Here is a 14433-nt window from a genome sequence, read left to right as displayed (position 1 = left end):
ATGCCGTCGTTTGCTTCGGATGTAAAAAATGCGCTCTCGCGCACAGATACCGACCGCTCCTGCTGTCAGACGGCAGAACTCGCTGCGCTCCTGCGCATGGGCGCGTCTATGGTGACGGACGGGGCGCACGGCCTCGGACTGCGCTTTGCCGCGGACAATGCTGCCGTCGCGCGCCGCGTGATCCGCCTCCTGCACACGATGGACGGCGCGATCGAGACGTCGGTCGCAATGGAGCGCACGCCGCAGCTGCGCCGCCGTACCTACATCGTCAACATCGCTGCGGGCGAGAGCGTCACGCCGCTCCTCACACGGCTCGGCTTCCTCGACAGGGGAACGCTGCGTACGGGAACGGATCGAACGCTCCTGCGCAGGAAATGCTGTCGCGCGGCATATCTGCGCGGAGCGTTTCTCGGCGGCGGCAGCGTCAACCGTCCCGAGGCAAGCTGTCATCTCGAGATCACGACGAAGAGCGCGGTGATGGGGCGCGCTCTTCATACGCTCCTGCGCCGTCTGCATTTTCCGGTGGGGCTGACGGATCGGCGCGACACGTACGTCGTCTATCTCAAAGAGGGGGATGCCGTCATGGACTTTCTCTCCCTCATCGGTGCGGAGGAGGCGGCGGAGGAGATCGAGGTCGCACGTAATCTGAAGGAGGTGCGCGCGCAGGTGAACCGTCTGGTCAATGTCGAGACGGCAAACCTCCAGCGTGCTGTGGATGCGGCAGCAGAGCAGCTGGCGGCGATTGAACGCCTGCATTCGGTGGGAATGCTCTCCTCTCTGCCGGAGGATCTGCGTGAGACGGCCGAGATGCGGCGCATGCATCCGGAGGTCAGCATGGCAGAACTCGCCGCTCTCTGCCACATCAGTAAGTCTGGGATGAGCCATCGCCTGCGGAAGATTCGTGCGATGGCGGAGGAGGTATCGATTTGATCAGAGGAATAGGCCGACGGTTCGGGAGGAGCTTTTCGCTGCCCTCTTTGCTGCTGTGTGCATTTGTCGTATGGATTCTGACAGCAGTGCCGCCCGCAGGATTTCCGATTCTCGAGTATCATATGGTGACGGAGAATCCGCGGCCCGACGCAGAGCCGTATGTCGTTCCTCCGGAGGAGTTTGCGGCGCAGCTCGACTACCTGCGGGAGGAGGGCTATACGACCATCACGCCGCAGGATTATGCACGAGCCCGCAAGGGCAAGCAGGAGCTGCCGGAGAAACCGGTTATCCTCTCCTTTGACGACGGCTATGAGGACAACCACCGTGTAGTCCTTCCGATGCTTGAGGAGCGCGGGATGCGGGCGGTGTTCTATATGGTGACGAACGACATCGGGCAGCCCGGCTATATGACATGGGAGGATCTCTTCGACCTGGAGCGGCGCGGCATGGAGATCGGCAGCCATACAGCGAATCATCTGCCGCTCACGACCCTCACGCCGGCGCAGCAGCGTGATGAGCTGCGCCTCTCGAAGCTGACGCTTGAGTGGAAGGGGATGAAGACCATCTACAGCTTCTCCTATCCGAACGGCGCCTACGATGACAGCATCGTTGCGATGCTCGCGGAGGAGGACTATCTGACGGCGGTGACGGGTGAAGCGGGACTGAACAATACGGAGACGAATCCGTATCTCCTGCACCGTGTCAATATCCCGCCGCCGCATTTCGGCTTGACGGAGTTCCGTCTGCGCCTTATGAAGGCGGACATTGCCGCGCGGCTGGATGTGCGGATGGCGGAACTCCCGCCGGCTCTGCGGGACAATCTTATGCAGCTGAGGGCAAAGCTGCGCGGGGATGATCTGTAAAATGAAGGGAATGTAAGACAGAGACATGAATAAGGGAATGTTTCGGGATGCAGCAATGCTGATGCTTGCGCTTCTTTGCCTGACGGGATATGCAGGGGCGGCGCCCCACAGTGCGGGAACGACGATCATGCGTGAAAGGGGAACGGCACAGGTGGACATCCGCGGCCGCGTTGCCAGCATTATCAAGGCGGAGGCGCCTCCGCAGAACAGCATATTCTCACCCGGTGCGTCGCGCATGGTGCGCCGCTGGGATGTGGAGTCCCGCGATACGGGCGGCACGCTGCTCTTCTCCGACAGCCCAGAGTACGTCAAGGAGAGCGGAATCCTCTACCGTGATACGGTGGATGGGGATGCACGCATCCTCTACTATCATCTGAACGATACGGCACAGCCGAAGAAGGTCGCCGTTATTCTTGAGACGGATGCGGATCTTGCAGTCGTCTCTGTGACCCGCGGCGCGGCAAGTATGCCAAGTGTGGACTATCTGTATGTCGGCAAGGCAACGCAGATCGGCTACTTTGACCCGCAGGAGATGAGTGAGCGCATCCATGTGACAAAGGAGCGCCCGCGCCTGCTCGCACCTGCGATGGATGAAACCGTTCTCGCACCGGGGGAGCTGGTTTACGGCGTCTATGATTTCCATGCGAGCGCCCCCGTACGGGTCTCTGTCATCATGTACGGCGCCGACGTCGACCCATTTGCATTCCTTCGTACGGCCCACGTGCTTCCGCGCGATGAGATTGCGCTGCGCGGAACGTTCCGCGGGATGAACCGCATCGTCACTTCGGGGAAGGTCTATTATCCGGCCCGCGACGGGGCGGTCTACTTCCCTATCGGCGACAATGTGCACGATACCTACCGCAGCGGCGTCGATGCGACAGACGGCACTGCGGTCGTCAACTACGGCAACTACGGCATCCTCTATCAGATCAATATACCAACGGCAGGGCGCGTGCAGACGCGATACTTTCTCAGCCCGCTCGGAGGTGTCTATGCAGGTGCCATTCGTGCGGTGAGCGGGACAAAGAAGCGCCTCGTGGAGACGCCGTCGCTCCGTCCGTATTTCGGCGATCAGACGCGCCCGGAATCCGCACAGGCGGCACAGGCGCGTGCGGAGGGGCGGCTGCTGCTCACAGAGTACACGGAGCTCGCCGATCTCGGCACATATTCGAGCGATCAGTCCGTGCAGTTCGAGTACTCGCCGCCCGGCGCATCCAACCTGCCGGTGAACATTATCCTCATGCCGGAAGATCAGAGATAATTTTTTGTCTTGGAAGGTTTTTTCTCATATATGTTGAATTAAAACGATAGCAGACAGCGTATATGACATCATTATCAGGGTGGATCAGAGAGGGAGAGAAAATGGCAGAAGAGACAAAGATTGACCACGAGCGCCTGCTTGAAGCGGTTGAGCAGATCGCCACATCAACGCAGACGGTTTACGCGGCGATCGAGCAGGTTGCGCAGAGCGCGACAGAACTCGCGAGCGCAGGTCAGGAGTCGGTCAAGCAGGCGAAGTTCCTGGAGGAGCGCAATGCCGACACGATCAAGGTGATCGATTTTATCACGAATATCGCGGGCCAGACGAATCTGCTCGGCCTGAATGCGGCGATTGAGGCGGCGCGCGCCGGCGAGCAGGGACGCGGCTTCGCGGTCGTGGCGGAGGAGGTGCGCAAGCTTGCCGAGCAGTCACGCGAGGCAACGGAGCGCATTCAGGTAACGCTCAACGAGATGAACCGCGCAGTCGAGGATATCTCGAGATCCATCGAGACGACGGGCGCGATCAGCGAGCAGCAGGCGGCGTCGACGCAGGAGATTACGGCGAATCTTTCGCGTGTGACGCATGCGGCAGAAGAGCTCAAGGACTATATCAAGAAGCTGGCATAACAGGGGACTGAAATGTAAAAGGAACCTCCCGTTTCATTCCGGGAGGTTCCTTTTATGTTGTTTTTTTCTCTTTTTCCTTTGCGCGTGTTTTTGCGGCCTGCTCTCTCGCTTTCAGCTTTTCGCTGGTCTTTTTGTCCCGCTGGTATTTCGCGTAGTTCACGCCCATGCCGGCGATCTTGTGCCGGATCGTCATGATGGGGTGGCGCAGGAACATGCCGCGCTGGGAGCTGCTCATAATGGCGAGGAATTCCTGCGTCGCCTTCGTGCCGAAACACGGACGGTCGCAGCGGTCGCAGATCGGCTTTGTGATGCCGTAGGGACAACGATCCATCTTTGTAAAGACGGTGGCGAGGAGCGCGGTGCAGCTCGGGCAGAGCTTCCCGTTCCTGCCGCCGTGATGATTTTTGCAGTAGACGCCGAAGGTCTTGCGGATGTTCTCCTTCTCCTTCGGGATGTTGTTTTTAAGTTCTGGCGGTTTGCGCTTCGGGAGGAAGCGTGAGAATATGCTCATGCGGATCACCTGTGCTTTCGTTTTATCTGTTGTGGATATGTTTTCTCTCCATTTGGTCATTTTACCGATTTTTTAAGAAAAATGCAAGGGAGAAGTCTGCGTGACTTTTACGGGGAAATGGGGTACAATAGGCGCATGACAGAGTGCAGGAGGGGACGGATGCGTACGAGTAAGAAACAGCGCCATGCGCGTGCCGATTTGGCAGACGAGCGGATCGAAGAGGGCCTTGAGGAAGGACAGCTGCGCAGGCTCCTGACCAATACGATCGACACGATCGAGGACAATAAGACGCAGATTTTTGACATCTATCAAAATACGCGCAATGAGGTAGACGAGGCACGGGACCGGCTTGCAGAGCTCAAGAAGAACGTCGCGGATACGATCGCGCGCGTGGACGCCCTCGCGGCGGATGAGCAGCGGGCGAAGCAGCGGCTTGCCGAGGTGAGCCGGAACTTCTCCGAGCATACGGAGGAGGAGATCCGAAAGAGCTATGAGGCGGTCTCGATCATCCAGATCAACCTCGCGATTGAGCGCGAGAAGGAGCAGGCGATGCGCGTGGAGCGCGACAAGCTCGAGATCCGCCTGCGCTATCTCTTTACGGTGGTGGAGCGTGCCGAGCACATGGCGCTTTCCATCGGATCGGTTCTCAGCTATCTCAGCACGCAGGTCAGCGGAGTTATATGGAAGATCGAGGCGGTGCAGAAGGATAAATTTGTCGGCGCACGCATCATCAAGGCGACAGAGGAGGAGCGCTACCGTATCTCGCGCGAGCTCCATGACGGTCCTGCGCAGGACTTGGCGAATGCCCTATTTACGACAACAATCACGGAGCGGCTGATGGACCAGGACATGGCGGAGGCAAAGAAAACGCTCGTTGAGCTGCGCGAGGAGATCCGAGGATGTCTGACGGGCGTGCGGCAGATCATCTTCGACATGCGTCCGATGGCGCTTGACGATCTCGGGCTGCCGCAGGCGGTGGAGCAGCTCGTCCGGCTGTTCGGCGAGCGCGGGAAGCTCCGCGGGACATTCAGCCTCGAGGGGACGTATTACGCGCTTCCAAAACATGTGGAGATCGCGATCTTCCGCATTGTGCAGGAGGCACTGAACAATGTCGTTCACCATGCCAAGACCGACAAGGTGCGTGTGCGCATGCACTACACGGATCAGGCACTCACGGTGCTCATCGCGGACGACGGCGTAGGATTCGATCCGAATCGCCGTGTGGAGGAGCCGGAGGATGCAGACGATGCGCTCGATATGGAGACGCAGCGCCGGCAGCGGGGGCGCCATTTCGGTATGATCGGCATGGAGGAGCGTGCCAAGATCATCGGCGCGGCGATCCAGATCCTCTCTGAGCCGGGCAAGGGGACAAAGGTACATTTGCGCGTGGAGAATCGCTTGGCGGAGGATCGGTGAGCGCGCCGCTTGCGGAGGCGGTGCTCCGCTACGCGGGATGCGGCGTCCTGCCGTTCCACACGCCGGGGCATAAGGGCGGACGCGGCGCCCATCTGCTGCTGCGCCGCTTCTTTACAGAGGAAGGGCTGCGCGCTGATGTCTCGTTGACGTCGGAACTCGACGATCTCCATACGCCGACGGGCTGTATCCGCACGGCGGAGGAACTGGCGGCAGAGACGTACGGTGCGGATGCGGCATATTTCATGGTGAACGGGACGACGGGCGCGATTCATACCATGCTGATGGCGGCGCTTGCGCCCGGCGATGTGCTCCTCGTGCCGCGCAATGCGCACCGGTCCGTCGTCGGTGCGATGATTCTCACGGGGGTGCGGCCCGTCTGGCTGCAGCCGGAGATCGATACGCGCCTCGGCATTGCGATGGGCATATCGCTCGGGGCGGTGAAGGATGCCGTGCGGAAACACCCCGAGGCGCGCGCGGCACTCCTTGTCTATCCGACGTATTACGGCGTGGCGACAGAGCTGGCGGCGATCGCAGAGTTCCTGCATGCGCATGATATGCTGCTCCTCACGGACGCGGCGCACGGGCCGCATTTCGCCTTCTCGGACGCGCTGCCGCCGTCTGCAATGACGGCGGGGGCAGACCTCTCGGCGGAGAGCACGCATAAGCTGCTCGGTTCGTTGACGCAGACCTCCATGCTGCTGGCGCGCGGCGGACGTGTGCCAGCAGAGCGCATTCGTGCGGCATCGGGGATCATGCAGTCAACGAGTCCGAATGAGGTCCTGCTCGCCTCGCTCGACACAGCGCGGGCACAGATGGCGGAGGAGGGGCGGGGACGCCTCGCCTCCGCCATCCGTCTGGCCGGGGAGCTGCGCCGCCGGATCAATGAGATCGAGGGACTCTGGTCGTTCGGGCCGGAGTATATGGGCACGGCAGGGGCGGCAGCGCTCGATCCGACGAAGATCACGGTGCAGGTTACAGGCCTCGGGATGACGGGCTTTGCTGCGGAGGAGGAACTGCGGCGGCGCGGCATTGCCTGCGAGCTTGCCGATGCGCGCAATGTGCTCTTTCTGCTCTCCTATGCGGACGGAGAACGGGAGGCAGAACTGCTGCTCGCTGCGCTCCGGAGCATGGCGCAACGCAATGCTCCCGTGTGTACGTCACGCGGGTCGGAGACAGCATTTCTTGCGCTGCCGCCTCTGCCGCAGACGGCACTCTCGCCGCGGGACGCATATTTTGCGCGCAGCGAATGCATTGCGGCGGAATCTGCCGCGGGGCGTACGGCGGCGGAGACGATCATGTTCTATCCGCCGGGGATTCCCGTGCTTGCGCCCGGCGATGTGATTGATCAGGAGACGCTTCGCTACCTGCGTGCCATGCGTGCGGTCGGTGCACACGTTGTCGGTGCGGCGGATATGTCTCTTCGGACGGTGACGGTGATTGCGGAAGGATGACGATGGCAAAAGGAAAGCTTTTTATCATTGAGGCGGGGGACGGCTCGGGCAAGGAAACGCAGACACGCATGCTCGCAGAGCGGCTTGTGCGGGAGGGGCGCCGCGTTGTGCCCGTTGCCTTTCCCGACTATGAGGCGGATTCGTCCATGCTTGTGCGCATGTATCTGCGCGGAGATTTCGGTACGCATGCGGATGATGTGAATGCCTATGCTGCCTCGACTTTTTTTGCCGTGGACCGCTATGCCTCCTATCGGATGAAGTGGGGGAAGGACTACGAGGATGGTGCTGTTATCCTCGCTGACCGCTATACGACCTCGAATATGGTGCATCAAGCAGTGAAGATCGGAGACGCAGCGGAGCGGGACGCATATCTCGACTGGCTCTACGATCTCGAGTTCCGCAAGATGGGGCTGCCTGTGCCGGATGCCGTGTTCTTCCTCGATATGGAGCCGTGCGCGGCGGATCATCTGATCGCCATGCGGGCAAAGGAGAAGGGCGCAGCACCCGACATCCACGAGCGCGACGCCGCTTATCTCGAACGTGCACATGCCGCCTATGTCCTCCTCGCCGAGCGCTACGGCTGGGTGCGCATCCCTTCGAGTACGGATGGTGCACCGCTGCCGATTGAGGCAATTCACGAGAAACTGTACGGGGAAGCTGTGAGGCGGCTGTGATCAAAGAAGTCATCGTTGTCGAGGGGAAGATGGACATTGCTGCCGTGCGGCGCGCGGTTGAGGCGGACTGCATCATCACCGACGGATTTCGCCTGCGGAATTCCGCGATCAAGAACATTCGCGCCGCCTACGAAAAACGCGGCATCATTATCCTCACCGATCCCGATACCGTCGGCGAACGCATCCGCGCGCGGCTGATCGGGATGTTCCCGCGTGCAAAGCACGCCTTCATTCCTGTCGAGGATGCGACGAATGTGAACGATGGAGATATCGGCGTAGAGCAGGCAAATCCTGCCGCTATCCGTGCGGCGCTCGCGCTCGTTCGTACGCCGATGGAGCGTCCGGAGCCTCTTTTTTCCATGAGTGATATGATGACCTGCGGACTCACGGGAACACAGGATGCTGCCGTACGGCGCGCATTCCTCGGCCGGCGTCTCGGGATCGGCTTTGCGAATGCCAAGACTTTTCTGCGGCGCCTCAATACCTATGGGATTACGCGCGATGAATTTGAATCTGCAATGGAGGAGCTGTCATGAACGCAGGAATTCCCGTCATTGCCAATCCAAAGGTCACGCGCCACATCCTGAACGCATTTCGCCTGCGTGCGAGCAAGCGGCTCGGGCAGAACTTTCTCATAGATGTCGGCGTCGTGCGCGGCATTGTGGAGGCCGCGGAACTCGCGCCGGGAGATACGGTGCTCGAGATCGGACCCGGCATCGGAACGCTCACCCAGGGCCTTGCTGAGACCGGTGCGCGGGTCGTCGCCGTTGAGATTGACAAGAAACTGCCGCGCGTGCTTGCCGAGACGCTGAAGGGCTATGACAATGTCACGATTGTGCCGGGGGACATCCTGAAGCTGAATATCCCGGAAATCCTCGGACTAAAGGAGGGCGAGCGCTTTAAGGTCGCTGCAAATCTGCCCTACTACATCACGACGCCGATCATCATGACGCTGCTCGAACAGCGCCTGCCGATCGAGCGCCTTGTCACGATGGTGCAGAAGGAGGTCGCTGTCCGTATGACGGCACGCCCCGGATCAAAGGACTACGGCGCACTTTCGATTGCCGTGCAGTATTTCACCGAGCCGCGCATAGTCATGGATGTGCCGCCGCGTGCGTTCATGCCTGCGCCCGAGGTTACGAGTGCGGTCGTCGCCTGCCGCGTGCGGGAGACGCCGGCCGCTGCGCCGGCCGATGAAAAACTCTTTTTCCGACTGATCCGCGCCGCATTCGGACAGCGGCGCAAGATGCTCCTCAACGCGCTGACGGGTGCAGGGCTGACGAAGGAGATGAGCCGTGCAGGACTCTCGGCGGCAGGGATTGCGGAGAATACACGCGGCGAGCAGCTCTCTCTTGCGGACTTTGCGCGTTTGTCTGACGCTGTTGGAGATCTGGAAATGCGGGAGGCGTAACAATGTTTTTTGACAGCCATATCCATACGGCATTTTCTGCCGATGCAGAGATGACGGCGGCGGAGGCGCTGACGGCGGCGGAGAAGCAGGGGCTCGGGCTCGTCTTTACCGAGCATCTGGACTACGACTACCCCGCGGCAGGGGCGGAGGAGTTTATCTTCAATCCAGAGGAATACTGGGCGGCATATGAGCCTCTGCGGGCGGAGGGGAACCTTTCGCTCGGCGTCGAGATGGGAATGATGGCAAGTGCGCGCGCGAAAAATGCCGCGTTTTTGCAGCGCGTTCCGTTTGATTTTGTGCTCGGTTCCATTCACTTTCTGGACGTGAAAGATTTATATTTTGCCGAGACCTTTGAGGGGCGTGCAAAGGCGGAAATGTACCATGAGTACTTTACCGTCATGCGCGACGAGATCTATGCACATCCTTTCATCAATGTGCTTGCACATATCGACTACATAGCGCGCAATGCGCCGTTCGAGAATCCCGAGATCTCCTATGGAGAATTTAGCGACGATGTGGATGCCGTTCTGCGCGCACTCGTCGAGACCGATACTGTCATCGAGATCAATACGCGCCGTCTCGGTGCACCGCGCGGCATCAAGGAACTCGCACCCGTCTATCGGCGCTACCGCGAACTCGGCGGGCGGGCTGTTACCATCGGATCGGACGCCCATGTTCCGAATGCTGTCGGGAACCATTACGCGTGCGCGCAGGAGCTTGCCCGCGCGTTCGATCTGCAGGTCGTCACATTCCGTGAACGGAAGATGCGTCTGTGTGCATAAAGATTCTCCGCAATGCGTGAAGATACAGGCAATCCGTCGCCGCGGGCCGGGCTTTTATCCGTTGCCTCTCCTGTCCTTTCCTGTTATAATATAGGACAATGGATGGGGAGGCGCTTTTTTTATGCTCAGCAATTTTTTTGTCGCGCTTGGCGGCGTCGTCCCCTTGTTCTGCCTGATGGCCGTGGGCGTTTTTATAAAGCGGTCGCGTCTGCTCACGGAGGAGGAACTCCTGCATGTGAACCGCATGGTGTTCCAGGTGTTCTTCTTCTTCATGATGTTCTACAACATCTATGTCTCCGATCCGGGAACGGCGTTTCAGCCGGAACTGATGCTTTTCGGCGCGGGCGGTGTGCTCCTCACGGCGCTTGTCTTCGGTATCATCGTCTGTCGGATTGAGGTGGACAATGCACGGCGCGGGCCGATGATCCAGGCGATTTTTCGCAGCAACTTCGTGCTCATGGGCATCCCTCTCATCAGCAATATTTTCGGCGATGCGGTGCTCGCTATACCAACGATGATGGTCGCTGCGATCGTTCCGCTCTACAACGTCCTCGGCGTGCTCGTTCTCGAGACCTTTCGCGGCGGACGGTTCGATCTCCTGCCGATCCTGCGCGGCGTACTAATGAATCCTATGATTATGGGTGCGATCGCAGGGGGTCTCTGTCGTCTCGCGGAGCTGCCGATCCCTGCCCCCGTGCTGAAACCCGTGGCACAGATCGCGGCGGCTACGACACCCGTGGCACTTATCATCCTCGGGGCCTCCTTCCGTGGTGGCAGCTTCCGCAAGCACCTGCGCCAGCTTGTCTTTTGCCTGGTATCGCGTCTGATCCTTGTGCCGGTGATTATGCTTACACTCGCGATCGCACTCGGCTTCCGGGGTGTGGAACTCGTCACGCTCGTCGCCATATTTGCCACGCCCTGTGCTGTTGCAGGATTTGCCATGGCGCAGCAGATGCGGGCGGATGCCGAGCTCGCCGGCAACTGTGTCGTATACAGCAGCGCATTGTCCTGCTTTACCATCTTTGGATGGCTATTTCTGCTCAAGACGTTGGAGCTTTTTTAAACAGTCATTTTCCTTAGACATGAAGGGAGGGGAGTACATTCATGCAAACGAGATCGCAGATGTCGGCTCGCATGCGCAGATTATGTGCTCCCCTCCTTTTTATGGCCTTCGATTATCTCGCCATTCTGTTCGCGGAGAAAATGGCGTTTGAACTGCATGAAATATACGGGATGATTGTTGGGCGCACCTTCTACGTGCCGTTCTCCTATCTCCTTTTTTGGATACCGCTCGTATTCATTGCGTTCTTGTGGGGAATGCAGACGTATACGAAGATGCAGCCTGTCCTCGAGACTGTGCGCAAGATCTTTTACGCTGTGCTCTACTCGATGATTGCGTGCATTCTGGCACTCTACTTCATGCAGGCGGGACTGCTCGCGTCGCGCCTCTATGTTGTGCTGTTCGGCTGTCTCGCACTGCTCAGTATCTATGCAGTGCGCTATATTCTCCTAAAGCTCCTGAAAGCAACGCATACGCTGACAAAGCCCGTCATCCTGATCGGTGCAGGAAAGACAGCGGAACAGGTCCTTCACTTTTTCGACGGGGATCTCGGGTACCGCTACGAGGTCATCGGCATTCTCGACGACCATCCGATCTCCAAGACGCTGCCGCAGCAATTCCAGCTGATGGGCACACTGGCAGACGCCGAGACCATCATCCGCAGTTCCGGCGTCGATACGGTCATCATCACGGCACCGGGACTGCAAAGTGAACGCTTGGGACAACTGATCTCCAGAATCCAGCCGCTCGTTCGTGATGTCCTGTTTGTGCCGGATTTGCTGGCACTTCCGCTCGGAAACATCGGCGTGGAGCCTTTTTACACCGAAAAGGTGTTTATGCTGAGTATCCGCAACAACCTTGCCCGCAAGCGAAACCGCTTTGCCAAGAGGTTGTTTGATCTCACTGCAACAATTTGCGGAGGCCTGCTCATCCTGCCCTTTCTGCTCGTCCTGTGCATCATTGTCGGGATTGACAACAAAGGCCGCGTGATCTTTGCCCACCGGCGTGTCGGGCAGCATGGAAAACTCTTTCCGTGCTACAAGTTTCAGACGATGGTATCGGATGCGCAGCACCGTTTGGAGGAGTATCTTGCAGAGAACCCGGCTGCACGGCGGGAGTGGGAAAAATCCTTTAAGCTGACCCATGATCCGCGCGTCACAAAACTGGGAGCGTTCCTGCGCAGAACCAGTCTGGATGAACTGCCTCAGCTCTGGAACGTCCTATGGGGCGATATGAGCCTCGTGGGACCGCGCCCGATCGTGACGCAGGAGATAGAGCGCTACGGAGAAAACATCAAGGAATACTACATGGTTCCTCCGGGCATCACCGGAATCTGGCAGGTCAACGGGCGCAGCGACACTACTTACGAAGAGCGTGTTGCGATGGATACCTGGTACGTTCGCAACTGGTCGATCTGGATTGACCTTGTGTACCTCTTCAAGACTGTGAAGACGGTATTCACGGGAAAAGGTGCGTATTAAACGTGGAGATCGTGAAGGGGCTGGGAGCATAATTATATGAAAATCACGGTAATTACTTCTGTGTATAATGGCGAAAATACCATAAAGAGAACAATTGAATCAGTATTGACGCAGGATGTAAAACCATATGAATATCTTATTATTGACGGCCTGTCTTCCGATCGCACACTAAAAATCGCGGAGTCCTATCGCGCTGCATTTGAAAATGCGGGGATAATATACAGCCTTGTTTCGGAAAAAGATAGTGGAATATACGATGCTTTTAACAAAGGTGTTTTGCTTGCAAAAGGGGAGTACATTGCTTTCTTGAATGCAGACGACTGGTATACACCGACTGCCCTGAAGACAGTACAGAAAACATATGCCGAGGCGCCTTTTGATTTTGCATATGGAACAATTCAATATATGGGGGCAAAAGGAGAAATTCTAAAAAAGAAATCGCGCCTTGACACTTTTGTTTCCAGCCGAAATTGGAATCATCCCAGCAGCTTTGCAAAGAGAGAGTTATACTTAAATTACCCCTTTGATTTGCAGTTTAAAGCATATGCGGATTTTGATTGGTTCTTAAAGGTTCGAAAACTCCCCATTAAAATTGTTATATTTCCAGGAGATGAAGTTATAGCTTATTTTCAAGCCGGCGGAACAAGCATCAATGCCAATTTTTCAAAAATGCTGGAACGTGCCTCTGAAAAGGCTCGTGCCTATCAAAGAAATGGGTACAGCAGACTCTATCTTTTTGAAGCATATGGATGGGAGTTCGTGAAATATTTCTTTTCTGTTAGTTTTACATGATTTATAGAATATTGTATTTGGGAGATTGGGATACATGTCTGATGTAAGACAGTGCAGAAAGGTGTTGTTTCTCGAAGCGAGAAATTTTGGCGATGCGATAATAAAGAACACACTGATCTTTCAGTACGGTGTAGGGCATCCGGAAGAGCAAATTGATCTCTGGGCAAAGCGGCAGTTTGCAGATATATTTTCAAGAAACACACGAATTCATAAAGTCTACCATTCCGGATTTCCCATCGCTGGAATGAAGTCATGGAATATCATCACACTTGCAAGAACGATATGGACACTCCGTAAGGAACGTTATGACCTTGCAATTGATACAATGGGAGATTTTCGCGAGAGATTTCTTTTGTGGTTGGTTCATCCGAAAAGGATAATCAGTATTGAGCGAGAGCAGGGGCATCCCTTCAATCATCTGATTCGCCGAGGCTTATCGTTCCTTGTTGAGCCTGTCGTCATACCGAAGGATATGGTAAATGTCTATATCCAACTTGCATATTTACTAAAGTATTTAGATGTTCAAAAATGGACGCAGGAACCCAACGGGCTATGTGCTTCCCCTCCAATTATTGGAATACACCCTTTTGCCAGCCAGAAATGCAGATTATGGGAGTGGGAAAAATGGGATAGATTGTATAGATTATTGCTTGAAAAAGGCTGTGTTGTACAATTCTTTTGTTCCCCCGCAGAACGAGCAATTCTCGAAGAAAATATCGAGATTGATCAGAGTTCCAATATCATTGCGGGAGAACTGCAATTTTTTTTAGAAGAGCTTCGGCACATTGATTTGCTTATTTGTTTGGATAGTTTCGCTGTTCACGCTTCTTACAGTTTAGGCGTCCGCAGTATAATGTTGAATGGAGCTAATGATTTTCATATTTGGCAGACTCCTCTCAGCAGCGTCGTGACAGGAAAATTTGATTGTGAATATTGGCCATGTTACAATAAACCGAAGTGTACGGATTATAGGTGTATTCGCAGCATCGATGCAGAGGATGTGGCACAGCTTGCCTATACGCTTTTATGTAGATAATGTCTGAGAAAATACTGCGTTTAAGGAAGGATTAAATGAAAACTGTCCTGCAAATTATGACGCGAAAAAATTACCCGATTTCGGATGGCGGTCAGAAGTGCATTGCAATGCACAGCCGTATTTTGAAGTTTTTAGGTGC

General features: G+C 56.6%; 15 protein-coding genes. 14 read left to right on the top strand and 1 reads right to left on the bottom strand.

The window, feature by feature from the left end; all coding sequences use genetic code 11:
- From whiA to HMPREF7545_RS00855, 4 genes are all read left to right on the top strand, one after another.
- Entirely contained in the window at positions 1 to 930 is a 930-nt protein-coding gene (gene whiA, locus HMPREF7545_RS00870) for a DNA-binding protein WhiA (protein ID WP_006693770.1), read from the top strand.
- Positions 927 to 1793, top strand: a complete 867-nt coding sequence (locus HMPREF7545_RS00865; protein ID WP_155812195.1) for a polysaccharide deacetylase family protein — start codon at positions 927 to 929, stop codon at positions 1791 to 1793. The genes whiA and HMPREF7545_RS00865 overlap by 4 nt, the downstream gene beginning before the upstream one ends.
- A gap of 25 nt (positions 1794 to 1818) precedes the next feature.
- Positions 1819 to 3054 (top strand): hypothetical protein, encoded by a 1236-nt coding sequence (locus HMPREF7545_RS00860; RefSeq protein WP_006693768.1) that lies wholly within the window; start codon positions 1819 to 1821, stop codon positions 3052 to 3054.
- Between the two features lie 62 nt (positions 3055 to 3116).
- The gene (locus tag HMPREF7545_RS00855) at positions 3117 to 3680 is read left to right on the top strand and encodes a methyl-accepting chemotaxis protein (RefSeq protein WP_006693767.1); all 564 of its coding nucleotides are present in this window, start codon (positions 3117 to 3119) and stop codon (positions 3678 to 3680) included.
- 52 nt (positions 3681 to 3732) lie between these two features.
- On the opposite strand, the gene HMPREF7545_RS00850 is transcribed toward HMPREF7545_RS00855, so the two are convergent.
- Positions 3733 to 4191, bottom strand: a complete 459-nt coding sequence (locus HMPREF7545_RS00850) for a nitrous oxide-stimulated promoter family protein (RefSeq protein ID WP_040571074.1) — start codon at positions 4189 to 4191, stop codon at positions 3733 to 3735.
- A gap of 159 nt (positions 4192 to 4350) precedes the next feature.
- On the opposite strand from HMPREF7545_RS00850, the gene HMPREF7545_RS00845 reads away from it, so the two are divergent.
- From HMPREF7545_RS00845 to HMPREF7545_RS00800, 10 genes are all read left to right on the top strand, one after another.
- On the top strand, positions 4351 to 5607 hold the full coding sequence (locus tag HMPREF7545_RS00845) for a sensor histidine kinase (RefSeq protein WP_040571073.1): 1257 nt from the start codon (positions 4351 to 4353) through the stop codon (positions 5605 to 5607).
- Positions 5604 to 7058, top strand: a complete 1455-nt coding sequence (locus HMPREF7545_RS00840; RefSeq protein ID WP_006693764.1) for an aminotransferase class I/II-fold pyridoxal phosphate-dependent enzyme — start codon at positions 5604 to 5606, stop codon at positions 7056 to 7058. Before HMPREF7545_RS00845 ends, HMPREF7545_RS00840 begins: the two co-directional genes overlap by 4 nt.
- 2 nt (positions 7059 to 7060) lie before the next feature.
- Complete coding sequence (locus tag HMPREF7545_RS00835) at positions 7061 to 7732, top strand: dTMP kinase (RefSeq protein ID WP_040571072.1); 672 nt, start codon at positions 7061 to 7063, stop codon at positions 7730 to 7732.
- The gene (gene rnmV, locus HMPREF7545_RS00830) at positions 7729 to 8268 is read left to right on the top strand and encodes a ribonuclease M5 (protein ID WP_006693762.1); all 540 of its coding nucleotides are present in this window, start codon (positions 7729 to 7731) and stop codon (positions 8266 to 8268) included. Before HMPREF7545_RS00835 ends, rnmV begins: the two co-directional genes overlap by 4 nt.
- The gene (gene rsmA, locus HMPREF7545_RS00825; protein ID WP_006693761.1) at positions 8265 to 9143 is read left to right on the top strand and encodes a 16S rRNA (adenine(1518)-N(6)/adenine(1519)-N(6))-dimethyltransferase RsmA; all 879 of its coding nucleotides are present in this window, start codon (positions 8265 to 8267) and stop codon (positions 9141 to 9143) included. The genes rnmV and rsmA overlap by 4 nt, the downstream gene beginning before the upstream one ends.
- A 2-nt stretch (positions 9144 to 9145) precedes the next feature.
- Positions 9146 to 9925, top strand: a complete 780-nt coding sequence (locus tag HMPREF7545_RS00820; protein WP_006693760.1) for a histidinol-phosphatase HisJ family protein — start codon at positions 9146 to 9148, stop codon at positions 9923 to 9925.
- Between the two features lie 121 nt (positions 9926 to 10046).
- Positions 10047 to 10988 (top strand): AEC family transporter, encoded by a 942-nt coding sequence (locus tag HMPREF7545_RS00815; protein WP_006693759.1) that lies wholly within the window; start codon positions 10047 to 10049, stop codon positions 10986 to 10988.
- Positions 10989 to 11029: 41 nt separating this feature from the next.
- Positions 11030 to 12466: an undecaprenyl-phosphate galactose phosphotransferase WbaP gene (gene wbaP, locus HMPREF7545_RS00810; RefSeq protein ID WP_050752671.1), complete on the top strand. Its 1437-nt coding sequence runs from the start codon at positions 11030 to 11032 to the stop codon at positions 12464 to 12466.
- Positions 12467 to 12502: 36 nt separating this feature from the next.
- Complete coding sequence (locus tag HMPREF7545_RS00805; RefSeq protein WP_006693757.1) at positions 12503 to 13258, top strand: glycosyltransferase family 2 protein; 756 nt, start codon at positions 12503 to 12505, stop codon at positions 13256 to 13258.
- Between the two features lie 34 nt (positions 13259 to 13292).
- The gene (locus HMPREF7545_RS00800; protein ID WP_006693756.1) at positions 13293 to 14294 is read left to right on the top strand and encodes a glycosyltransferase family 9 protein; all 1002 of its coding nucleotides are present in this window, start codon (positions 13293 to 13295) and stop codon (positions 14292 to 14294) included.
- The last annotated feature ends 139 nt before the right edge of the window (positions 14295 to 14433 follow it).

Origin of the sequence: Centipeda noxia ATCC 43541 (genome assembly GCF_000160555.1) — a bacterium.
Taxonomy (GTDB): domain Bacteria; phylum Bacillota; class Negativicutes; order Selenomonadales; family Selenomonadaceae; genus Centipeda; species Centipeda noxia.
The sequence above is the reverse complement of the archived record's forward strand: the minus strand, read 5'-3'. Positions and strand labels throughout refer to the sequence as shown.